General features: G+C 75.3%; 17 protein-coding genes. 3 read left to right on the top strand and 14 right to left on the bottom strand.

Annotated elements, in window-relative coordinates:
- Positions 1-161: 161 nt before the first annotated feature.
- The 5 genes from EBM89_RS13960 to EBM89_RS13940 form a co-directional block, all read right to left on the bottom strand.
- Positions 162-2786 (bottom strand): immunoglobulin-like domain-containing protein, encoded by a 2625-nt coding sequence (locus EBM89_RS13960; protein ID WP_147463560.1) that lies wholly within the window; start codon positions 2784-2786, stop codon positions 162-164.
- 199 nt (positions 2787-2985) lie between these two features.
- Positions 2986-4419 (bottom strand): amino acid permease, encoded by a 1434-nt coding sequence (locus EBM89_RS13955; RefSeq protein ID WP_122150027.1) that lies wholly within the window; start codon positions 4417-4419, stop codon positions 2986-2988.
- Positions 4420-4495: 76 nt separating this feature from the next.
- Positions 4496-6184, bottom strand: a complete 1689-nt coding sequence (locus EBM89_RS13950) for a BCCT family transporter (protein WP_233571744.1) — start codon at positions 6182-6184, stop codon at positions 4496-4498.
- A 90-nt stretch (positions 6185-6274) separates the two neighbouring features.
- Positions 6275-7993, bottom strand: coding sequence for a hypothetical protein (locus EBM89_RS13945; RefSeq protein WP_147463559.1), 1719 nt, complete (start codon positions 7991-7993; stop codon positions 6275-6277).
- Positions 7978-8769, bottom strand: a complete 792-nt coding sequence (locus EBM89_RS13940; RefSeq protein ID WP_122150031.1) for an ABC transporter ATP-binding protein — start codon at positions 8767-8769, stop codon at positions 7978-7980. Before EBM89_RS13940 ends, EBM89_RS13945 begins: the two co-directional genes overlap by 16 nt.
- Before the next feature lie 124 nt (positions 8770-8893).
- Between EBM89_RS13940 and EBM89_RS13935 the strand changes: the two genes are divergently transcribed.
- Positions 8894-10117 (top strand): sensor histidine kinase, encoded by a 1224-nt coding sequence (locus EBM89_RS13935; RefSeq protein WP_158609671.1) that lies wholly within the window; start codon positions 8894-8896, stop codon positions 10115-10117.
- Positions 10114-10782, top strand: a complete 669-nt coding sequence (locus tag EBM89_RS13930) for a response regulator (RefSeq protein ID WP_233571743.1) — start codon at positions 10114-10116, stop codon at positions 10780-10782. Before EBM89_RS13935 ends, EBM89_RS13930 begins: the two co-directional genes overlap by 4 nt.
- A gap of 18 nt (positions 10783-10800) precedes the next feature.
- Here EBM89_RS13930 and EBM89_RS13925 read toward each other — a convergent pair whose 3' ends face one another.
- Genes EBM89_RS13925 through EBM89_RS13910 form a run of 4 tightly spaced genes read right to left on the bottom strand, consistent with a single transcriptional unit; the run spans position 10801 to position 14385 of the window.
- Positions 10801-11466, bottom strand: coding sequence for a nucleotidyl transferase AbiEii/AbiGii toxin family protein (locus EBM89_RS13925; protein WP_122150023.1), 666 nt, complete (start codon positions 11464-11466; stop codon positions 10801-10803).
- Complete coding sequence (locus EBM89_RS13920; protein WP_147463558.1) at positions 11463-12170, bottom strand: hypothetical protein; 708 nt, start codon at positions 12168-12170, stop codon at positions 11463-11465. The genes EBM89_RS13925 and EBM89_RS13920 overlap by 4 nt, the downstream gene beginning before the upstream one ends.
- A 27-nt stretch (positions 12171-12197) precedes the next feature.
- On the bottom strand, positions 12198-13055 hold the full coding sequence (locus tag EBM89_RS13915; protein ID WP_122150030.1) for a TrmH family RNA methyltransferase: 858 nt from the start codon (positions 13053-13055) through the stop codon (positions 12198-12200).
- 16 nt (positions 13056-13071) lie between these two features.
- Positions 13072-14385: an amidohydrolase gene (locus EBM89_RS13910; RefSeq protein WP_122150021.1), complete on the bottom strand. Its 1314-nt coding sequence runs from the start codon at positions 14383-14385 to the stop codon at positions 13072-13074.
- A 170-nt stretch (positions 14386-14555) separates the two neighbouring features.
- On the opposite strand from EBM89_RS13910, the gene EBM89_RS13905 reads away from it, so the two are divergent.
- The gene (locus EBM89_RS13905; RefSeq protein WP_122150020.1) at positions 14556-15281 is read left to right on the top strand and encodes an AfsR/SARP family transcriptional regulator; all 726 of its coding nucleotides are present in this window, start codon (positions 14556-14558) and stop codon (positions 15279-15281) included.
- Here the strand turns inward: EBM89_RS13905 and EBM89_RS13900 are convergent.
- The 5 genes from EBM89_RS13900 to EBM89_RS21325 form a co-directional block, all read right to left on the bottom strand.
- Complete coding sequence (locus EBM89_RS13900) at positions 15263-16363, bottom strand: class I SAM-dependent methyltransferase (RefSeq protein WP_122150019.1); 1101 nt, start codon at positions 16361-16363, stop codon at positions 15263-15265. The genes EBM89_RS13905 and EBM89_RS13900 overlap by 19 nt on opposite strands.
- A gap of 71 nt (positions 16364-16434) precedes the next feature.
- The gene (locus tag EBM89_RS13895) at positions 16435-17688 is read right to left on the bottom strand and encodes an MFS transporter (protein ID WP_122150018.1); all 1254 of its coding nucleotides are present in this window, start codon (positions 17686-17688) and stop codon (positions 16435-16437) included.
- An 82-nt stretch (positions 17689-17770) separates the two neighbouring features.
- Positions 17771-19702 carry an ABC transporter ATP-binding protein gene (locus EBM89_RS13890; RefSeq protein ID WP_233571745.1) on the bottom strand — a complete coding sequence of 644 codons (1932 nt, stop codon included), beginning with the start codon at positions 19700-19702 and terminating at the stop codon, positions 17771-17773.
- Between the two features lie 32 nt (positions 19703-19734).
- Positions 19735-21468 carry an ABC transporter ATP-binding protein gene (locus EBM89_RS13885; RefSeq protein WP_122150017.1) on the bottom strand — a complete coding sequence of 578 codons (1734 nt, stop codon included), beginning with the start codon at positions 21466-21468 and terminating at the stop codon, positions 19735-19737.
- A 169-nt stretch (positions 21469-21637) separates the two neighbouring features.
- The coding region (locus tag EBM89_RS21325; protein WP_199732130.1) for a hypothetical protein at positions 21638-21951 on the bottom strand (314 nt) is incomplete at its 5' end.

The following is a 21951-nucleotide window of genomic DNA, read 5'->3' as shown; positions in this document are numbered from 1 at the left end:
GGACGGCGGCGGGTCGGCGGGGGGTCACGCCATCACCTCACGACGGGGAACGGGTGGGAGCAGGGAGTCGAGCAACGCCGGGCGGCGGCGGAGGGAGGTCGCCGTCGCCCGGCGGGCGCGACCCGGGCACCCGCCCGGGTCGCGCCGTGGTGCGTGCCTGCTCAGGCCGCGCGGCGGCGGCTGTGCCGGACCGCGAGCCCGCCGCCGACCAGCAGCGCCACCGCGAGGGCGAGCGCCGTGCCGACGGTGAACCCGGTGGTCGCGAGCGAGCCGCCCCCACCGGAGGAGCCGGTGCCGCCCGTGCCACCGGCGACGGGCGTCCCGTCACCGGGTGCGGCGACCGCCGCCCCGACGGTCACCGGGTCGGTCACCGCGACCGCGTCGGGCAGCCCGGCGCGGGAGACGGTGATCCGCGCGCTCAGCGCGGTCCCGAGGTCGGCCGCGACCGGCGTGTACGTCGCGGCGGTCGCGCCCGCGATCGCGGACCCGTCCCTCAGCCACTGGAACGCCACGGCCGTCGGCTCGGGCGTCCAGGTGCCCGCGTCGGCGGTGAGCGGCTGGCCGACCCGCGCGCTGCGGGCGGACAGCGCCGGGGCGACGTCCTGGTGGAACGCGGCCGCGGCGGTCACGGTGACCGTGCGGGTCGCGGTGGCCTCGTTCCCGGCGGCGTCGGCCACGCGGTACGTCAGCGTCTGCGCGCCGAGCACCGCGGTGTCCACGGCACCGGTGACCGCGACCTGCGCCGTGAGGTCGCCGTCGACGGCGTCCACGGCCGTGACGCCGGTCATCGGGTCGAAGTCCGCGCCCTGGGTGACGGTGCCGTCGGCCGGGACCGTCAGCACCGGCGGCGTGGTGTCCGCGCGGCGCAGCGTGACCTCGTCGACCACGCTGTTCACCGGTGAGCCGGTGCCGTTGGCCTGGCTGCGCAGGGTGGTGACGGTGATCGAGTCGTCCGTGACCGCGACGTGCGAGTAGTTGCGGACCTTCTCCTGGTTGATCACCGAGGCGTACCAGGCGTCCGGCGCCTGCACGTCGTAGTACTTCGAGCCGCTGGCGGAGTTCGCGGTGACGTACAGCACCTCGCCGTCCGCGGCGGTGACCGTGCCCTGCGCGGCGGTCTCGGCCGGGTCTGCCAGGACGCCGTCCTCGATCAGGTACGACCGGGTGTAGCTGTGGTCGTGGCCCTGGAGCACGAGGTCGATGTCGAGGTCCGAGATGATCGTCGGCAGCGCGGCCCGCAGGTCGCGGATCTGCGTGTCGTTGACGTGTGCGGCGACCGAGTAGATCGAGTGGTGGAACGCCAGGACCTTCCAGGTGGCGTCGTCGCCGTGCTCGGCCACGACCCGCTCGAGGAACGCCTGGTGGGACGTCGTGTCGCCGCTGTTCGAGTTGATCACCATGAACAGGACGTCCTTGTACTCGAACCAGTAGTCGCCGCCGGAGGCGGTCGCCGACCCGGCGGCACCGGCCGTGGGGTCGAGGTTCGGGACGGTGTAGTGCTGCTCGTACGCCTTGGAGCCGACGTCGTGGTTGCCGTTCACCGGCACCAGCGGGATCTCCCGCAGCTGGTCGGGCGCGAGGAACGCGTCGTAGTGCGCCTCGTTGCCCGCGGACTCGACCTGGTCACCGGCGGAGAAGATCAGCTCGGCGTCCGGGTAGGTCGCCTCGGCGAGGTCGAGGGTGTCGGTCCAGCCGGCCTGGTCGTTCGCGACGTTCCCGGACGCGCCGATCTGCGGGTCGCCGACGAACAGGAAGTCGTAGTCGCCCGAGAAGTCCTGCGTGCGGAACTCGCTGGTCGCGGACCAGCCGCCCGTGGCGCTGCCGACCCGGTACACGTACGCCGTGTTCTCCGCGAGGCCGTCGAGCGTGGCCCGCCGGTTGAACTCGCCGGAGGTGGTCGCCGCACCCGTCGCCGTGATGGTGCGCGCCGCGGCCTCGGGGAACGCGCCGCCGGTCGCGACGGACGCCGGGGCGACCTGGACGACCTGCGCGGTGTCGGTGTCCGAGTACCAGGTCACGGAGCGCTGGCTGGCGTCCGCGCCGATGGACAGCACGACGTCCGACAGCACCGTGGGCGCGTCGGCGGCGACGGCGGTCAGCGCGGTGACGTCGAAGTAGATGTCGGAGCTGTCGTCGTTGGTCTGGTAGACCGCCGCGGCGATGGTGTTGGTGCCCTCGTGCAGCGCCGACACCGGCACCGAGAACGTCGACGAGACCGGGTCGCCGTTGTTGGCGCCCGCGTACATCTGGTTGCGCTCGGCCTCGGGAGCCGCCACGACCTTGTCGTCGAGGAACCCGGCGACCTGGGTGCCGTTGACGAAGATCTGCACCGCGTCGTCGTAGACCACGGTGCCGCGCAGGCTCGCGAGGTCGTCCACCTGCTCGCCGGTGAGGTCGAACTCCGACCGGAAGTGGAACGTCGGGACGTTCGGCACCCCGGTCCCGTTCAGGTACTGGTTCAGCAGCGTGACGGCGGTGTACGGGCCGATGCCGGACGCGGCGCCGCGCTTGGCGCCGAAGCCGCCGGTCCCGGACTTCCAGGCCGCGTCGTCGTAGTCGCCCGCGGTCCACACCAGGCGGTCAGGGTCGCCCGCCGCGGGGTCGGAGCCGTCGTCGGAGTAGCGCCACGTCGTGGTGCCGTCGAGGAACGTCGCGGGGTAGGTCGCGGCGTCGGCGTGCTCCGCCGTCGTCGCGAGGCCGCCGGCGGCGAGGGCGGCCATCGCCAGCGCCGAGGCGACCAGCCGCAGAGGGCGCGGCCGGGCGGCCGCGGGTGCAGATCGAGTCACAGGGGGTTTCTCTCTCGCAGGGTCCGCCCGGTCGGGGCGGTGCCGGCCGACCGCCCGGATCGGCGGCGGCCGTCGAGCGACGCTAGGGACCCCGGGTGACGGGACGGTGACCTGCGCGGACACCGCAGGTGTCCGATCGGTGCCTCAGGCACCTACATCCGGCAAACGTTTCCCCACGCAGCGGGCTCCCAGCGCGGGCTCAGACGACCGCGCGCCGCCGCCGCACCAGCGCCGTCACCCCGTAGATCCCCACCACGACCGCGACCAGCGCCGCCGTCGACAGCAGCTGCCCCCGCGCCGCCGGGTCCGCGAGCATCAGCACCACCACGCCCGCCAGCGCGGCGAGCGTCAGCCAGGTCAGCCACGGGTAGCCCCACATCCGCAGGCTCATCCGCTCCCCGCGCGCCGCCGCCTCGGCCTGCAGCCGGGGTCGCAGCCGCAGCTGCGCGACCGCGACCAGGACCCACACCACCAGCAGCGCCGCGCCGACCGCGTTGAGCAGGATGCCCAGCAGCGCGTCCGGCAGCGCGGCGTTCAGGCCCACCGCGACGACGCCGCACGCGACCGACACGAGCACCGCGACCCACGGCACCCCGCGCCCGGACACCCGGCGCAGCACCGCGGGGCCGTCGCCGCGCCCGGCGAGCGAGTACGCCATCCGCGACGTGCCGTAGACGTTCGCGTTGAACGCGGACAGCAGCGCGATCACGACGACGACCTCCATGAGGCGCGCCGCCCCGGGCAGCCCCGCGACCTCCAGCACCGCCACGAACGGCCCCTGCTGCAGCACCGGCGCGTCCCACGGCAGCACCAGCACCATGATCGCGACCGACCCGATGTAGAACGCGAGGATCCGCCACAGGATCGTGCGGGTGGCCCGGCCGACGGCGCGCTGCGGGTCCTGCGCCTCCGCGGCCGCGATGGCGACGATCTCGATCCCGCCGAACGCGAACACCACGACCAGCAGCCCCGCGGCGATGCCGCCCACCCCGGCGGGCGCGAACCCACCGTGGCCGAGCAGGTTGCTGGTGCCCACCGGGTCCGTGCCGGGCAGCAGCCCGAGCACCAGCAGCACGCCCACGACGAGGAACGCGACGATCGCGACGACCTTGATCAGCGCGAACCAGAACTCCAGCTCGCCGAACTTCCGGACGCCCGACAGGTTCACCACGGCGAACACCACGACGACGACCAGCGCCACCACCCACTGCGGGACGCCGGGCGCCCACCCGGTGACGATCTGCGCGACGCCCGTGATCTCCGCGCCCAGCACCATGATCAGCGTGAACCAGTAGACCCAGCCGAGCGTGAACCCGGCCCACCGCCCCAGCGCCTCCTCGGCGTACACCGAGAACGACCCGCTCGCCGGGCGTGCCGCCGCCATCTCGGCGAGCATCCGCATGACCAGGACGACGAGCACCCCGGCGATGGCGTACGACACCAGGACGGCGGGACCGGCGGTCGCGATGCCGACGCCGCTGCCGAGGAACAGCCCGGCGCCGATCGCAGAGCCGAGCCCCATCATCGTCAGGTGGCGGGTGCGCAGCCCGTGCCCGAGCGCCGCGCCGGGGCCACCCGGTGCGACCGTGCCCGTCGGCTCGTCGGTGGGCGCGGCGGCGGGGGTGCGGGGCATGAGGACTTCCGGTTCGGTGCACGGTGCGGGGGCGCCGCGGGGGCCGCGGCGCCGTTCACGGTAGCGGGTGCGCGGGCTACTCCTGGTCGCGGCGGCGGCGCTGCCCGGCGGTGCGCAGCCGGCTCAGGCTGCCGAGCCGCTGGTCGACGCGGCGGTCCACCTGCGCCGAGATCTGCGCCGAGATCGCGGAGCGCAGCTGGCGCCGCTCGGCGCGCAGGAACGCCATGTGCTCGAGGTGCAGCGCGCGCGACGTCGCGACGACCATGCCGATCATGACGACGCTGAACGGCAGCGCGATGAGGATCGCCGCCGTCTGCAGGGCGGTGAGCCCGCCCGCGACGAGCAGCGCGATGGCGAGCACGCCGCCGAGCGCCGCCCACAGCACGCGCAGCGGGGTGCGCGGCTCGGGGTCGCCCCCGGCGGACAGCATGGAGACGACCAGCGCCCCCGAGTCCGCGGACGTGATGAAGAACAGCGCGACGAGGATGATCGCCCCGACGGACAGCACCGCCCCGCCGGGCAGCCCGGCGAGCAGGTCGAACAACGCGTTCTCCGGGACGACCTCGCCGTCCGGCCCGACGAGCCCGCCGCCGCCGAACAGCTCGGTGTAGAGCGCGGAGCCGCCGAGGACCGAGAACCACAGGAAGCACACCAGCGACGGCACGAGCAGCACCCCGCCGACGAACTCCCGCACCGTCCGGCCGCGCGAGATCCGGGCGATGAAGATCCCGACGAACGGGGACCACGAGATCCACCAGCCCCAGAAGAACGTCGTCCAGGACGCCTGCCACTCCTCGCCCGCCGTCCCGGCGTACGCCGACACGTTGAGCATCATCGGGACCACGTCGGCCAGGTAGATGCCGATGGACTGCACGAACTCGCGCAGCAGGAACAGCGTCGGCCCGAGCAGCAAGACCGCGACCATGAGCAGCCCGGCGAACGAGACGTTGACGTTGGAGAGCCACTTCAGGCCCTTGTCGAGGCCCGACACCACCGACAGCGTCGCCACGCCGGTGATCACGACGATGATGACGACCTGCAGCGTCGTCGAGGACTCGGCGATCCCCATGTGCTCCAGCCCGGCGCCGATCTGCAGCACCCCGAGCCCGAGCGACGTCGCGACGCCGAAGATCGTGCCGACCACGGCGGTGATGTCGATGACGTCGCCGAGGCGCCCCCGCACCCGGTCGCCGAGGATCGGCTCCAGCGCCCAGCGGATCGAGATCGGCCGGCCCTTGCGGTGCACGGTGTACGCGATGGCGATGCCGACGACGACGTAGATCGCCCAGGCGCTCAGCCCCCAGTGCAGGTACGTCTGGCTCATCGCCGTCTGCGCGAGCTGCTCCGGGGTGCCGGTGACGCCCGGCTTGGGGTCGGCGTAGTGGCTCAGCGGCTCGGCCACGCCCCAGAACACCAGGCCGATGCCCATGCCGGTCGCGAACAGCATCGAGAACCAGCTGCCGAGCGAGTACTCCGGCTCGTCGTCGTCCTGCCCGAGCGTGATGTCGCCCCAGCGGCCGACGCCGAGCCAGATCGCGAACGCCACGAACGCGGCGACCAGCAGCACGTAGTACCAGCCGAACGCGCTGACGACGTTGGACTGCGCCCGGCCGACGAGGTCGCTCGCCTGGTCGGGGAACACGATCGTCAGGCCGGAGACGACGGCGACCACGGCGACCGCACCCCAGAACACGACGGGCGCGGTACCCCAGGGGCCGCGACGCGCGGTGGCGGTCGCGGTCTGGTCGTCGTCGGTCGTCGTCACGGGCGGCACCTCGCAGCTGTCGGGTCCTGGGCAGCGCATCAGCGTAAACACGCACGCTCGCACCCTGCGAGCCGACGGCACCTACGGAGGTCAGCCCCGCGTGGCCGCGGCGCGCGCGAGCCGCTTGTCGCGTTCCTCCTGCTTCATCTCCCTGGCCCGCACCTCGCCGCGCAGCGTCGTGCGGGCCACCCAGTCCAGCAGCCCGCCGTCCGCCCCGGCACCGTCGGGGCCGTCCGTGAAGAGCCGGCCGTACCGGATCCGGCTGAACACGTCGGGCAGCCGCCCGGCGAGGTAGGCGACGGCGACCCTGCCGAGCAGCCACGCCGCGCCGAGGCCGTTCAGCACGCCGACCACCACGACGAGCGTCGACGTCACCGGTGCGGGTCGCGGCGCGCCCCAGACGAGCGCCACCACCGTGGGTGCCACCGCGACGCTCGTCGCCAGGATCACCACCCACACGTGCAGCCCGATGTTGCCGTTCGCGTCGTTGGGACCGACCCGGCGCCGCGGGTCCACCCCCGGCGAGACGCCGATCGCCGAGGTCAGCACCGCCGCGCCCGTGGCCGCGCCCATCACCGCGGGGATCGCCGCCGCGACCAGCGGCACCGTCCACCACGCCCCGCTCAGCACCACGAACGGCACCGTGACCGCGAGCACCCGTGGCGCGAACACCAGCAGCATCGCCCACTGCCGTCCCCGCACGTCGCTGCGCACCGACGTCGCGTCCTCGCCGACGACGTTCTGCCACACCGCCGTGCCGTCCTGCCCGTACAGGTTGCAGCCGCCCAGCCCGAGCACGAACGCCACGATCACCCCCGCGAACGCCGCGCCGGGCCGCGCCCAGTCCACCAGGAGCAGCAGCGTCCCGATGACGATGCCCGTCCACAGCGCGGTCGAGCTCTCCAGCGCCCGCCACGGGTCGCGCCGCCACTGCCGGATCTCCTTGCCGATCACCGCACCCGTCTGCGTCGCGGGCAGCAGCCCGCCGCCCGCCACCAGGGCGGGCGACCGGGGCCGTCCGCGCCGCCGGGCGGTCCGGCCCGGACGCGGCACCAGCAGGGCCAGCGCCGCCGCCAGCAGCACCGCGTCGAGGGCCGCGAGCGCCCCCAGGAGCAGCAGCGCCCCGCCCAGGTCGCCCGCCGCCGCACGGTCCGCCGCGAGCAGCGGCCAGGAGGACGGCAGCGCCTCCAGCACGGTGAGCACCGGTCCCTCGGCGAGCCCGCGGCGCAGCAGCACCGCGACGCTCTCGACCGTCACGGAGACGACCATCCAGCCCGTGAACATCGCGGCGAACATGATGCCGAACTGCACGCCCGCGATCTGGATGCCGAGCCGCGACTGCATCGCCGCGCCGAGCAGCCCGTAGACGACGCGGGACAGCATGATCACGCCCGCGCCCGCCAGCACGGCGCCCACAGCCCCGACCAGGGCCGGGACGACGCCGCCCCGGGCGGCGTGCGCGACGACCGACCCCTGCGCGAGGAGCACGTACCCCGCCGCGATGCTGACGAACACGCTGACCAGCAGCCCGCGCGCGACCACGCGGCGCGGCAGCGGGAGCAGCGCGAAGTACTCCGCGCGCAGCACCCCGGCGCCGCTCATCAGCACGGGCCCGACCATGCCGCCGACCAGCCAGCCCGCCAGCACCAGCAGCAGCACCGACCGGCGGATGCCCTCGTCCGGCACCAGCACCGCCGCCGCCCAGGTGACGGCGACCAGCACCCCGCCGATGACCCAGCCCGCCGCCCGCAGCCCGGGAAGCGAGTTGCGCAGCATGGCGAACTTCAGGGCGATCATCCCGCGATCCACGCCAGCTCCTCCTCCGCGACCTCGGGGGCGCCGACCAGGTCCACGAACCGGTCCTCCAGGGACGACCCGCCCCGGACCTCGTCGAGGGTGCCCGCCGCCGCGACCTGGCCCCGGACCACGATCGCGACCCGGTCGCACAGCTGCTCGACCAGCGCCATCACGTGGCTGGACACCACCACCGACCCGCCCGCCGCCGTGAACCGGCGCAGGATCCGGGTGAGCACCCGCGCCGACACCGGGTCGACGGCCTCGTACGGCTCGTCCAGCACGAGCACGCGAGGCGTGTGCAGCAGCGCCGTCGCCAGGCCGATCTTCTTGCGCATCCCGGTGGAGTACTCCCCCACCAGCGTGCCCAGCGCCTCGGCCTCCTCGAGCTCCAGCACGCGCAGCAGCTCGGCCGTGCGGGCCGCGACGACGTCGCGCGGCATCCGGCGGAACCGCCCCCAGTACGTCAGCAGCTCGCCGCCGGTGAGCCGCTCCGGCAGGGCGAGCCCGTCGGGCAGCACCCCGAGGCGCCGCTTCGCCTCGACCGGGTCCGCCCACACGTCCACGCCGTGCACCAGCGCCCGCCCCGCGGAGGGGCGCAGCAGCCCGACCGCCATCGACAGCGCCGTCGTCTTGCCCGCGCCGTTCGGCCCGACGACGCCGTAGAACGACCCGGGTGGCACCACCAGGTCCATGTCGTGCACCGCGACCTTCTCGCCGAAGGTCCGCCGCAGCCCGCGCAGCTCCAGCGCCGCGTGCTCGGGGACCTGCCCGCTCGTGTGCTCGCTCATGCCGTCCAGCGTGACCGCCCCACCCCGGCGGCGGATCGGCCGATCGGCCAGGACCTCCCGCCGACCGGCCACCCTCCTGCGTCCGCCCGGACGCCCGGGGGGTGCGCCTGCCTACGATCGGGGCGTGGCGGAGGACCGACCGGCGGGGAGCGTGGCGCGCGCGTGGCGGCGCGTGTCCCCGTTCACCGTGCCCCGCACCGCCGGGGACTGGGCGAGCGACGGCGTCGTCACCGGGCTGCTGACGCTGTCCTGGATCGCCAGCGTCATTGGTGATCGCCCCGCGCAGATCCCCGCGTGGTTCTGGCCGGTCGACGTCGCCCTCGGCGCCGTGGCGTGCCTCGCGCCGTGGTGGTCGCGGCGGTACCCGGTCGGCGTCGCCCTGCTGCTGGTCGTCCCGGCCGCCACGTCGCTGTCCGGCGGCATCGCCGGCCCGGTCGCCGTGTTCCGGGCCGCGCAGCTCGGCCGCCCGCGCTGGGCGCTCGTCGCGGCCCTGCTGCACGTCGCCACGGGACTGCCGTACCACCACGTGCTCCCGTTGCCCGGCATGTCGTGGACGGTCTACGCCGTCGTCATCCCGCTGCTCTACGCCCTGGCCGTCACCCTCGGCCTGCTCAGCCGGTCGCGCCGCCTGGTCATCGCCGGGCTGCGGGAGTCCGCCGCCCGCGACCGCGAGCGCTACGAGGAGCGCCTGGCCGGGACGCGGCGCGAGGAGCGGGAGCGGATCGCCCGGGAGATGCACGACGTCCTGGCGCACCGCATCTCCCTGCTGTCCGTGCACGCGGGCGCCCTGGAGTTCCGCACCAGCCCCGACGCGGCCCCCGGCACCGGGCCGAGCACCGCGGAGGTCCGCGACGCCGCCCGGGTCATCCGCGAGAACGCGCACCTCGCCGTCGAGGACCTGCGCGGCCTGCTCGGGCTGCTGCGCGCCGACGAGGACGACCTCGCCGGGGGCCGCCCGCAGCCGCGCCTGACCGACATCGCGCGGCTCGCCGCCGAGGCCGGGGCCGCCGGGCAGCAGGTCGACCTCGCGCTCGACGTCGACGGCGCGGGGCTGCGCGAGTCCACCCAGCGCACCGTCTACCGGGTCGTCCAGGAGTCGCTGACCAACGCCCGCAAGCACGCCCCGCACGCCGCCGTCCGGGTCCGCGTCACCGGCACCGCGGAGGGTGTCCGGGTCGCCGTCGACAACGCCGTCCCCGTCGGCGTCACCGACGCCGACCTGCCCCCGGGCGGCAGCGGGCTCGTCGGCCTCGCCGAGCGGGTGCGCCTGGACGGCGGGACGCTGCGGCACGGCGTCGAGGCCGGTCGGTTCCGGGTCCTCGCCGACCTCCCCGGGGGCGCCCGGTGACCGGCGACCTCGCGGCCCGCGTGCTGCTCGTGGACGACGACCCCCTCGTCCGCGCCGGGCTGCGGCTCATGCTCGCCGGGCACCCCGGCCTCGACGTGGTCGGCGAGGCCGATGACGGCACCGCCCTGCTCGACGCCGTCACCACCCACCGGCCCGACGTCGTCCTGCTGGACGTCCGGATGCCCGGCCTCGACGGCGTGTCCGCGCTCACCGCCCTGCGCGCCGCGCACACCGACCCGCCCGCCGTCGTCATGCTGACGACGTTCCGCGCCGACGCCCTCGTGCTGTCCGCGCTGCGCGCCGGTGCCGCGGGCTTCCTGCTCAAGCACACCCCGCCCGAGCAGATCGTCGCCGCCGTCGTCGCGGCCGCCGCCGGGGAGCCCACCGTCTCCCCCGCCGTCCTCGGGCAGCTCATCGACCACGTCCGCCTCGGCGCCGACGCCGCGCCGACCCCCGCACCCGACCCGCTCGACGGCCTCACCGACCGGGAGCGCGACGTCGCGCTCGCCGTCGCCGACGGGCTGTCGAACAGCGAGATCGGCGCGCGGCTCTACCTCAGCGTCGGCAGCGTGAAGGCCCACCTTTCGAGCGCGCTCACCCGGCTCGGGCTGGACAACCGCGTCCAGCTCGCCATCGCGGCGCACGAGTCCAGGCGGCGCGCCTGACCATGCCGCGCTGCCTGGTCACCACGCCTGGGCGGCGAACCAGCGGACGATCTCGGGGGCCCGGCGGCGCCAGTACGCCTCGACCTCGGCGCGCTCGACAGGCAGCCCCGGGTCGTCGTTGACGTCGTCCAGGTACCCGAGACCGCGCACGATCGCGGAGATCGCACTCTCCGGCGACGCCGGCTGGTAGCGGTCGACGAAGAGCACCAGGCCCTCCTCGACGGTCAGGTCCGTCCGCTGCTCGATGACCATGAGGTCGAAGTAGTCCCGCAGCTCGCCCCGGTCCGCGATCACCTTGACCTTGGTCGCGAGCAGGTCGGGCAGCGACGCGATGCGCACCCCGTCGACCTCCGTGAACCCGCGCAGCGGGCGCTGCGTGCTGGCGTCGAGGAACTGGACCTTGGTGTCCTCGAACACGCCGTTGAGCGTCCCGGGGCCCTGGTCCGTGACGGCGAACCGGCCACGGGACCGGAGCACCTCGACCAGGACCGCCTCGTCGAACGGCCCGTCGGTGAAGAAGTCGAGGTCACGGGACAGGCGGTGGTGCAGGTGCGCGGCCAGGGCGGTGCCCCCGGCGAGGTAGGCGGTCCGGGGCACGGCGGGGCCGAGCTCGCGCCACGCGTCGGCGGCACCCTCGGGCAACGCCGGACCGAGCGTCGGCTCCTCCCCCGTGGTGTCGGTCATGCGGCCCTCGCGACGTCGAGGAGCCAGCGGTCGCGCGCCGGGAAGGAGCGCGAGCGCACCGCCCGCTCCAGCGCCGCGTAGGGCAGCGCGGTCAGCGCCCAGGCGGTCGCCGTGGGGTCGGGCGCGGTCAGCAGCCGGGAGGCCACGAACGCGGCGTCGGCGGGCAGGGTCAGCGCGCGGGCGTCCACGTTCCAGAACAGGTGGTGGAACCGCGCCGGGACCTTCGTGACGGGTGCGCGCGGGGCGGGTCGGGGCAGGGCGGCGGCCTTGATGTCGCCGAGCAGGGCAGTAGGCCACGTCGCCAGGTCGTGTGCCACCCACTCGTCGACCTCGACCGCCCGGCCGGCGGCCACCGTGCGGGTGCGCCGGGCGACCAGCCCGCGGGTCTCGAGCATGCGCAGGGCCTTGGCGGCGGTCGTGGGACTCGTCCCGGTGAGCCGCGCCAGCGCCCGGGCCGAGCGGATGCCCAGCGGAGCGTGTGCGACCGCCTTGGCAGCGAGGACCGTCTCCCGGGTCAACCCGCTGTCGCGGCGCGGCACCGTGCCGATCTCGTCCGCGACCGCGCGGGCGACGTCCGCGGGCACCCGGCGCGCGGACCCCGGGCCGGGCGCGGCAGGCACACCGAGCCGGTCGAGCAGGCGGTGCGCGCGGGGCAGCGAGATCCCGGTCACCGCGGCGACTGCCGGGGCCGAGGTTCCGTCCATATCGTGATGGTAGCGCTTGGGTGGCCCTCAGTCCCGGACCCGCGTCGCCCAGAACGCCACCGCCCCCGCAGCCGCGACGTTGAGCGAGTCGACCCCGCCCGCCATCGGGATCCGCACGGTCAGGTCGGCCGCCGCGATCGTCGCGGGCTTGAGCCCGTCGCCCTCCGCGCCGAGCACCAGGGCCAGCCGCTCGGGGGCGTCGGCCTCCAGGACGTCGAGGCTGACCGAGTCGTCGGACAGCGCCAGCGCGGCGGTGACGAAGCCGGCCTCGCGCAGCGTCTCGATGCCGGACGGCCAGGGGTCGATGCGGGTCCACGGCACCTGGAACACCGTGCCCATCGACACCCGCACCGACCGCCGGTACAGCGGGTCCGCGCACTGCGGCGTGACCAGCACGGCGTCGACCCCGATGGCGGCGGCGGAGCGGAACGCCGCGCCGACGTTGGTGTGGTCCACCACGTCCTCCAGCACCGCGACCCGCCGCGCCCCGGCCCCGCCCCGCGCGCCCGCGAGCACCGACGCGACGGACGGCAGCGGCGGTCGGTGCATCGACGCCAGCGCCCCGCGGTGCACGTGGAAGCCGGTGATGACCTCCAGCACGGCGGGCTCGGCGACGTAGACCCGCACGGGCTCGCCGTCGGGATCCCGGGACTCGAGCATGGCCGTCAGGTCGGGCAGCCAGCGCGGGGACACCAGCACGGACCGGGGGCGGTGCCCGGCGGCGAGCGCGCGCCCGAGCACCGTGGAGCTCTCGGCGATGTACAGGCCCTTGGCGGGCTCGTGCCGCGAGCGCAGCGCGACGTCGGTCAGCGAGACGTAGTCGGCGAGCCGCTCGTCGTCGGGGTCGGTCAGGGGGACGATGTCGAGCGCGGGCACGCCCGCCATCATCCCCCGTCGCGGCTCAGCCGAGGAACTCCAGCGCCGCGGCGACCAGCAGCCGCCGACCGGCGGCGAGGGTGGGCTCGTCCTCGGGCGCGAACTGCGCGGTGTGGTTGCCCGGGACCTCCGGGGACATGCCGGACGCGAACCCCTCGGGGAACATCGCGTGCGCCATGCCGCCCCAGAACCAGAAGGCGTACGGGACGGGGTCCCCCTCGTAGCGGCCCTTCGGCAGGCCGTACTCCGAGAAGTCCTCGGAGCCCATGAGCGGGTCCGCGATCCGGACGGAGCCCTCGGGCAGGACGGCCTGCTGCGCGGCCATCACCCGGTCCACGACGGCGGGGGTGTTCACGGTGGCGGGCGGGTTCTCGCGGATGCCGATGGTGGGCGGCTCGGGGCACCCGGCGGCGGCCGCCTCGGCCTCGACGATCCGGCGCACGGCCGCGACCGCACGGGCCATGGAGGCGTCCGAGCGGGCCCGGAGGTTGACGGTGAAGGTGGCGTCGTCGGGGATGATGTTCGACTTCGTCCCGGCGTGGAACGTGCCGACGGTGACGACCAGCGGGTCCTCCGGGGAGGTCTCGCGCGCGGCGATGGTCTGCAACCGGGTGATGGCGTACGCGGCGGTGAGGATCGGGTCGACGGTGACGAACGGCCGCGACCCGTGGCCGCCGCGCCCGTGGATGGTGACGTCGAGGGTGCACGCCGCCGCCATGAGCAGCCCGCGGGCGTGGTGCGCCACCCCGGCGGGGATCGGCCCGACGTGCTGACCGAGCGCGACGTCCGGCTTCGGGAACCGGGTGAACAGGCCGTCCTCCAGCATGGCGTTCGCGCCGGACGCGGTCTCCTCGGCGGGCTGCCCGACGACCATCAGGGTGCCGGACCACGCGTCCCGGGTCGCGGCGAGGGTGTCGACGGCGGATGCGAGCGCGGTGACGTGCATGTCGTGGCCGCAGGCGTGCATGGTCGGGACGGTCTCGCCCGCGGGGTTCACGTCGGTGTGCCGGCTCTGGTACGGCTTGCCGGAGTCCTCCAGCACGGGAAGCCCGTCCATGTCGGCGCGCAGCATGACCACGGGGCCGTCGCCGTTGCGCAGCAGCCCGACGACGCCGGTCCCGCCGACGCCCTCGGTGACCTCCAGCCCGGAGGCCCGCAGCTCGGCGGCGAGCGCGGCGGCGGTGCGGTGCTCGCGCCCGGACAGCTCGGGGTGGGCGTGCAGGTCGCGGTACAGGTCCCGCCAGTGCGCGTCGCGCGGGTCGGCGGCGTCCAGGACCCGGGCCGCGCGCCCGGGGTCGGCCGGGGCGGGCGGGAGGTGGGTGTCGGGGCTGGCGTGCATGCGGACGTCCCTCCGGTCGGTGCTGCGCCCCGCCACGACCGACGGGGCTCCGGACGACCGTACCGCGCCCGCGCCGCTGACCTGCGGTGACGCCAGGGGGTCCCCACGGCGCGGCGGACACGGGTGCCGACCCCTGCCGCGGCAGGGTCCGGAGCCCTACCATCGGCCCCATGCGGTACGGGGTGCTGGGGCCCGTCGAGATCCGCACCGCAGGCGGGGACGAACCCGTCCGCGGCGCCCGTCAGCGTGCCCTCCTGGCGGTGCTGCTGGCGCACCGCCGCACGATGGTCCCCCGCGAGCGCCTGGTCGCCGCGCTGTGGCCGGAGGGCGCGCCGCCGTCCTCGGAGCACACGCTGCACAGCCACGCGTCGCGGGTGCGGGCGTTCGTCGGACCGGAGCTGCGCGCCGTGGAGGGCGGCTACCGGCTGGATCCGGGCGACCTGGACGCCGACCGCTTCGACCGGGCGCTGCGCGAGGCGCACCGGCTGTCCGTCCGGGAGCCGGCGGCCGCGGCGACGCTGCTGGACGAGGCGCTGCGGCTGTGGCGTGGCCCGGCGTTCGGGACCGAGGCGGACCTGCCGGAGGTGCAGGCCGAGGCGGACCGGCTGGAGACCAACCGGCGCGCGGCGCACGAGGCCCTGGCGCGGGCGCTGCTGCCCACCGACCCGGACCGCGCCGCGGACTCCGCGGAGCAGGCGCTGGACGGCGACCCGTACCGGGAGGGCGCGTGGGTGCTGCTGGTGCGGGCGCTCGACGCCGGGGGCCGGCCCGACGCGGCGGCTGCCGCCTACCGGCGCGCGGCCGAGAGCCTCGCGGAGATCGGGCTGCTGCCCGCGCAGGACCTGCGGGCCGCCCGGTCGGCGGTCCGCCTCCACGGTCAGCGCAGCAACCGGTAGAACCAGAACAGGTCGTGCTCGACGGGCAGCACCTCGACGCCCGCGAACCCGGCGGCGCGCGCGTACCGCTCCAGGGTGGCCGGACGCATCACGGTGCCGGTCCCGGCGCTCGGGGTGCGGGACAGGCCGTCGGGCAGGCACACCGTGAGCGAGAAGCCGTAGTACCAGCGGTCCAGGGCCTCCGCCGGTGTCGCGAGGTCGGCGGCCACGCGCTCGTCGGCGACCAGCACCCAGCCGTCCTCGGCGACCATCGCCCGCGCCGCCGCGAGCACCGCCACGGGGTCGCTGAGGTCGTGCACGCACTCGAACGCCGTGACCACGTCGAACGCCCCCGCAGCCTCGACCGCCACCTCCCCGGCGTCCCGCTCCACGAACGCGACCCGGTCCCCCACCCCCGCGGCGGCGGCGTTCCGCCGCGCGGCCGCCACGGACGGGCCGTCGACGTCCACGCCCGTGACCGCGCTGGCCGGGTACGCCAGCGCCAGCCCCACGGACGACCAGCCCTCCCCGCACCCGACGTCCGCCACGCCGGCCCCCGCCCGCAGGCGCGCGTCCAGGTCCGGGACCTGCGCCGCGAGCAGCGGGGCGAGGCCGTGCAGGAAGAACGGGCGGTTCAGCGCCGCCTGCGCCTCCCGGGCGTCCGCCCCGAGCCGCGCCCACGACACCCCGCCGCCCGACCGGTAGGCGGCGTGCAGATCGTCGACCACGCGGGCGCTCGCGGCGTGCAGCCGGGCCAGCGGCGCCAGGTACGACGGCGAGTCGGCGTCGGTCAGCACCTCGGCGGCACCCGGGGTGAGCGCGAAGGCACCGTCCGCCAGCGTCACGTAGCCCGTCGCGGCCTGGTGCTCCAGCCACTCCCGCACGTACCGGGGGTCGGTGCCGGTGAGCGCGGCCAGCCGGTCGGCGGTGCACGGGCCCTCCGCCGCCAGGGCCCGGTACCAGCCCAGGCGGTCCCCGGCGTGCACGGCGGCGAGCTCCTGCGCGCCCAGGCTCGCGGCGAGCAGCCGGGCGGCGACGTCCTCGGTCGCGGGACCGACGGGCAGCAGCAGGTCGGTGGGCCCGGGCTCCTCGACGGTCGTCATCGGTCCTCCCTCGGGACGGCCGCCCGGCGTGGCGGCGCTCGCCGTCCAGCGAACACCCACCCCTCGCAGGCTCAGGTGAGCGCGGGCCGCTCCCGTCGCCACGCGCGGCCGCCCGCGAGCGCCGCCACGCCGCCGACGACGGCGAGCACCGGCACGACCAGGAAGGCGGTGTGCGCCCCGACCTGGTCGGCGAGCGCCCCGAGCAGGAACGGCGCCAGGCCGATGGCGAGCCCGCCCGCGACGGTCGCGCGGGCCTGCGCGGCGTCGGTCGCCCCGCCCGCCGCACCCAGCAGCAGGGCGATGGCCAGCGGGTAGTGCGCGCCGTAGCCCAGCCCGGCGAGGACCAGCCCGCCCAGCGCGACGGCGGGGGTCGTGGCGGTCCACAGCACCGCCCACCCGGCGACGGCGACGCCGAACGCCCCGGCGAGCAGCCGCGCGGGCGAGAACCGCAGCGACAGCGGGCCGACGACGAACCGGATCACCGTCATGCCCGCGACCAGCCCGGCGGTGGTGGCGGTGGCGATCCCCGCGCCGGCGGCGGTGCGCTCCCGCACGAGGTCCGCCGCCCAGTAGGTGGTGGCGTTCTCGACCGCGATGGCGGCGAGCACCGCGAGGACGAACCACCGGGACGCGACCACCGCGCGCCCGGCGGGGGCGACCACCCGCGCGTCCACGGCCCCCGCCTCCACGGCCTCCGCCTCCACGACCGACGCCGGCGCGCCCGGCACGGAGCGCACCGGGTGGTCCGCGCGGGGCAGCCTCCGGACCAGCAGCGCGGTGGCGAGCGCGAGGGCGGCCGTGACCGCGACGGCGGGTCGCCACCCCCACCCGACCGCGACGCACGCTCCGACCGCGAGCGGGCCGAGCAGGCCGACGCCCGCGCCCACGCCGTTGGCCTCGGTGACCGCCGCGGACGCCGCGCGCCCGTGGTGGTCGGCCAGCCCGGCCTGGGAGGACGCGATCATGACGTTGCCCCCGACCGCGACGACGACCATCGCGCCGAGCGTCACCGGCAGCGCCCCGCCGGTGACCAGCAGCGCGATCCCCGCGGCGAGCAGCACGCACGCGCCCGCCAGCGCGGGCTGCCGCCCGAGGCGCCGCACCGCGGCGGGGGTGACGGCGGCGGCGAGCACCGCGCCGACGGCCATGGCCGTGCCGTGCAGCCCGGCCTGGGCGTTGCTCAGACCGAGGTCGGACGCGAGCAGCGGGACGCTCGGGTTGAACGAGTAGAGCAGCCAGCCCCAGGTCACGAAGGAGCCGTACAGGGTCAGGGTGTACCGGTCCCGGTGGAGCCGTGGCGCCGGTGCCGCGGTGCGCGTCGTCACCCGACCGACCCTAGGGCTCCGACCTGCGGCGGCACCGGGCCTTCCGGCCCGGCGCCGCCACCGTCTCCCGGGGCGTCCCGCGTCAGTCCGTCGCCGCGACCGCCGCCGCGAACTGGCTGGCGTACAGCCGCGCGTACGCGCCGCCCGCCGCGAGGAGGTCCGCGTGGCTGCCCTGCTCCACGATCGACCCGTGCTCCATCACGAGGATGGTGTCGGCGTCCCGGATGGTCGACAGCCGGTGCGCGATGACGAAGGACGTCCGCCCGGACCGCAGGGCGTTCATCGCCTGCTGCACCAGCACCTCGGTGCGGGTGTCGACCGACGACGTCGCCTCGTCCAGGACGAGGATCGCGGGGTCCGCGAGGAACGCCCGGGCGATGGTCAGCAGCTGCTTCTCCCCCGCCGAGAGGTTCGCGGCCTCGTCGTCCACCACGGTGTCGTACCCGTCGGGCAGGGCCCGGACGAACTGGTCGACGTGCGTGGCCACGGCGGCCTCGACCAGCCGCTCCTCGTCCACGTCCTGCACGCCGTAGGCGATGTTCTCCCGGATGGTGCCGCCGAACAGCCACGTGTCCTGCAGCACCATGCCGACCTGGGACCGCAGCGCGTCCCGGGTGGTGGCCCGGGTGTCGACGCCGTCCAGCGTGATGCGGCCGCCGTCGATCTCGTAGAACCGCATGAGCAGGTTGACCAGCGTGGTCTTGCCCGCGCCGGTGGGACCGACGACGGCGACGGTCTGCCCGGGCTCCGCGACCAGCGACAGCCCGTCGATCAGCGGCTGGTCCTCGACGTACCGGAACGACACGTCCTCGAAGACGACCCGGCCGCGCACCCGCTCCGGGAGCACGGCGGGCTCGGCCGGGTCCGGTGTCTGCTCGTCGGCGTCCAGCAGCTCGAACACCCGCTCCGCCGAGGCGACGCCGGACTGCAGCAAATTCATCATCGAGGCGATCTGGGTGATCGGCTGCGTGAACTGCCGGGAGTACTGGATGAACGCCTGCACGTCGCCGAGGGTCAGCGACCCGGAGGCGACCCGCAGGCCGCCGACGACCGCCACGACCACGTAGTTGAGGTTGGCGAGGAAGCCCATCGCGGGCTGGATGATCCCCGAGATGAACTGGGCCTTGAACGACGCCTCGTACAGGTCGGCGTTCTGGTCGTGGAACTCCGCGACGGCCTGCTCCTGGCGGCTGAACACCTTGACCAGCGCGTGCCCGGTGTACATCTCCTCGATGTGGGCGTTCAGCGTGCCGGTGACCCGCCACTGCGCGACGAACTGCGGCTGCGACCGCTTCGCGATCAGCGCGGTGACGACGACGGACAGCGGGACGGTGACGAGCGCGACCAGCGCCAGCAGCGGCGAGATCCAGAACATCATCGCGAGCACGCCGACGACGGTGAGCACCGCGGTGATGAGCTGCGACAGCGTCTGCTGCAGCGTCTGGGCGACGTTGTCGATGTCGTTCGTGACCCGGCTGAGCACCTCGCCGCGCGGCTGCCCGTCGAAGTACCGCAGCGGCAGCCGCCCGAGCTTGGTCTCGACGTCGGCGCGCAGGTGCCGCACGACCCGCTGCACGACACCGGTCGTGATGAGCCCCTGCACCCACTGGAACAGCGCCGAGGCGACGTAGATCGCCAGCACCGCGAGCAGCAGGTCCCGCAGGTGCGTGAAGTCGACGCCCTGGCCGGGCACGACGTCCATCCCGGACAGCATGTCCGCGAGCTGGTCCTGCCCGTCGGCGCGCAGCCCCTCGATCGCCTGCTCCTTCGAGACACCGGCGGGCAGCTGCCCGCCGACCACCCCGTCGAAGATCACGTTGGTGGCGGTGCCGAGCACCTTCGGGCCGGACACGGCGAGCGCGACCGACGCGATGCCGAGCAGCACCACGGCGACCAGCCGCCACCGCTCGGGCCGCAGCACGGCGAGCAGCCGCTTGCCGCTGGCCTTGAAGTCGAGGGACTTCTCCCCCGGCATGCCCATGCCGCCCATCGGGCCGGGGCCGCGCTGCGGCATCCGCCGGGGCGCCGACTGCTTCTGGTCGTCGCTCACGCCGCCTCCTCCGCGCTCAGCTGGGACAGGACGATCTCGGTGTAGGTCGGGCAGTCCGCCATGAGCTCGGCGTGCGTGCCCGTGCCGACCACGCCGCCCTCGTCCAGGACGACGATGCGGTCGGCGTCCCGGATCGTGGCGACGCGCTGGGCGACGACCACCACCGAGGCGTGCCGGGTCTCGGGGACCAGCGCGGCCCGCAGGGCGGCGTCGGTCGCGAAGTCCAGCGCGGAGAACGAGTCGTCGAACAGGTAGATCGACGGCTTGCGGACCAGGGCCCGCGCGATGGCGAGCCGCTGGCGCTGCCCGCCGGAGACGTTGGTGCCGCCCTGGGCGATCGGGGCGTCGAGGCCGTCCGGCATCTCCTCGACGAAGCCGCGCGCCTGCGCGACCTCCAGCGCGTGCCACAGGTCCTCGTCGGTGGCGTCGGGGTTGCCGTACCGCAGGTTGGAGGCGACGGTCCCGCTGAACAGGTACGGGCGCTGCGGCACCAGGCCGATCAGCGACCACAGGTCCTCGGGGGCGAGGTCCCGGACGTCCACGCCGTCGACGGACACCGTCCCCGACGTCGCGTCGAACAGCCGCGGCACCAGGTTGAGCAGCGTGGTCTTGCCGGAGCCGGTCGAGCCGATCACGGCGGTGGTCTGCCCCGGCTCGGCGACCAGGTCCACCCCGTGCAGCACCGGCCGCTCCGCGCCCGGGTACCGGAAGCCGACGTCGCGCAGCGCGAGGCGCCCGCGCACCTGCGGCAGCCGCACCGGCGCCGCGGGCGGGACGACGCTGCTGTCCGTGTCGAGGACGTCGGTGATGCGCTCGGCGGACACGACGGCCCGCGGCACCATCACGAACATCATCGTCGACATCATGACCGCCATCAGGATGTACATGATGTAGCTGAGGAACGCGGTCAGGGCGCCGATCTGCATGTCCCCGGCGTCGATCCGCCGGGCGCCGAACCACAGCACGCCCACGCTGGTCGCGTTCATGATGAGCATGACCGCCGGGAACATCAGCGCCATCAGGCGCCCGACCCGCAGCGAGGTGTCGAACAGCGCGTCGTTCGCGACGCCGAACCGCTCGGCCTCCCGGCGCTCGCGCACGAACGCCCGGATGACCCGCAGGCCGGTGATCTGCTCGCGCATGACGCGGTTGATCGCGTCGATCCGCTGCTGCATCGTCCGGAAGTACGGCACCATCCGGCTGACGATCAGCCCGACGACCACGCCGAGCACCGGCACGACGACCAGCAGCAGGCCGGACAGCGCCACGTCCTCCTGCAGGGCGAGCACGACGCCGCCGACCAGCATGATCGGGGCCATCAGCATGATCGTGAACGACAGCAGCACGACCATCTGCACCTGCTGCACGTCGTTCGTGGTGCGGGTGATGAGCGACGGGGCACCGAACTGCCCGACCTCCTGGGCCGAGAAGTCCTGCACCCGCGTGAACAGCCGCTCCCGCACGTCGCGCCCGAAGGACATCGCGACGCGCGCGCCGACGTACACCGCCGCGATGGAGCAGGCGACCTGCAGCAGGCTGACGACGAGCATGACGCCGCCGATGCGCAGGATGTAGCCGGTGTCGCCGACGGCGACGCCCTTGTCGATGATGTCGGCGTTGAGGCTGGGCAGGTAGAGCGTCGCGACGGTCTGCGCGAGCTGGAGCAGCAGCACGACCACGACCTGCGCGCGGTAGGGGCGCAGGTGGTCGCGGAGCAGGCGGAGCAGCATGGGACTCCCGGTCCGGGTGGTGCGGGTGGGGGCGCGGTCGGCGAGGTCGGCGCGGGGGCGTCGGCTCCGGGGGCCGGGGTGCGGCGCGGCGGCGAGGCGGCGCGTCGGGACGGGCTGGTGGGGGCGGTTCGGGGGGCTCGGGGTCGGTGCGGGGACGGGCGCGGCGGGGTCAGCCGGTGGGGCGGACCACGCCGTGCAGGAGCACGTCGACGACCTCGGCGTGCGGGATCTCGGCCTCGTCGGCGATGCCGGGCGGGCCGAGGCCGGGCAGGACGGTGAGCAGCAGCTGGGCGAGCCGCTCGGGCTCGACGCGCAGGTCGTCGCGGTACGGCTCGACGCGCCGGGCGACGGCCGCGCGCAGGGCGACGAACGCCGCGACGTGCGCGCCCGGTCGGTGGTGCGGCCGGTGCGGGTGCTGCGGCCTGTGCGGCTCGTGCGGCTCGTGCGGGTCGTGCGGGTCGGCGGCCGTGTCGGCGCGCGGTG

It is taken from the genome of Cellulomonas triticagri, from assembly GCF_003696205.1.
In the GTDB taxonomy this organism is placed as follows: Bacteria; Actinomycetota; Actinomycetes; order Actinomycetales; family Cellulomonadaceae; genus Cellulomonas; species Cellulomonas triticagri.
The sequence above is the reverse complement of the archived record's forward strand: the minus strand, read 5'-3'. Positions and strand labels throughout refer to the sequence as shown.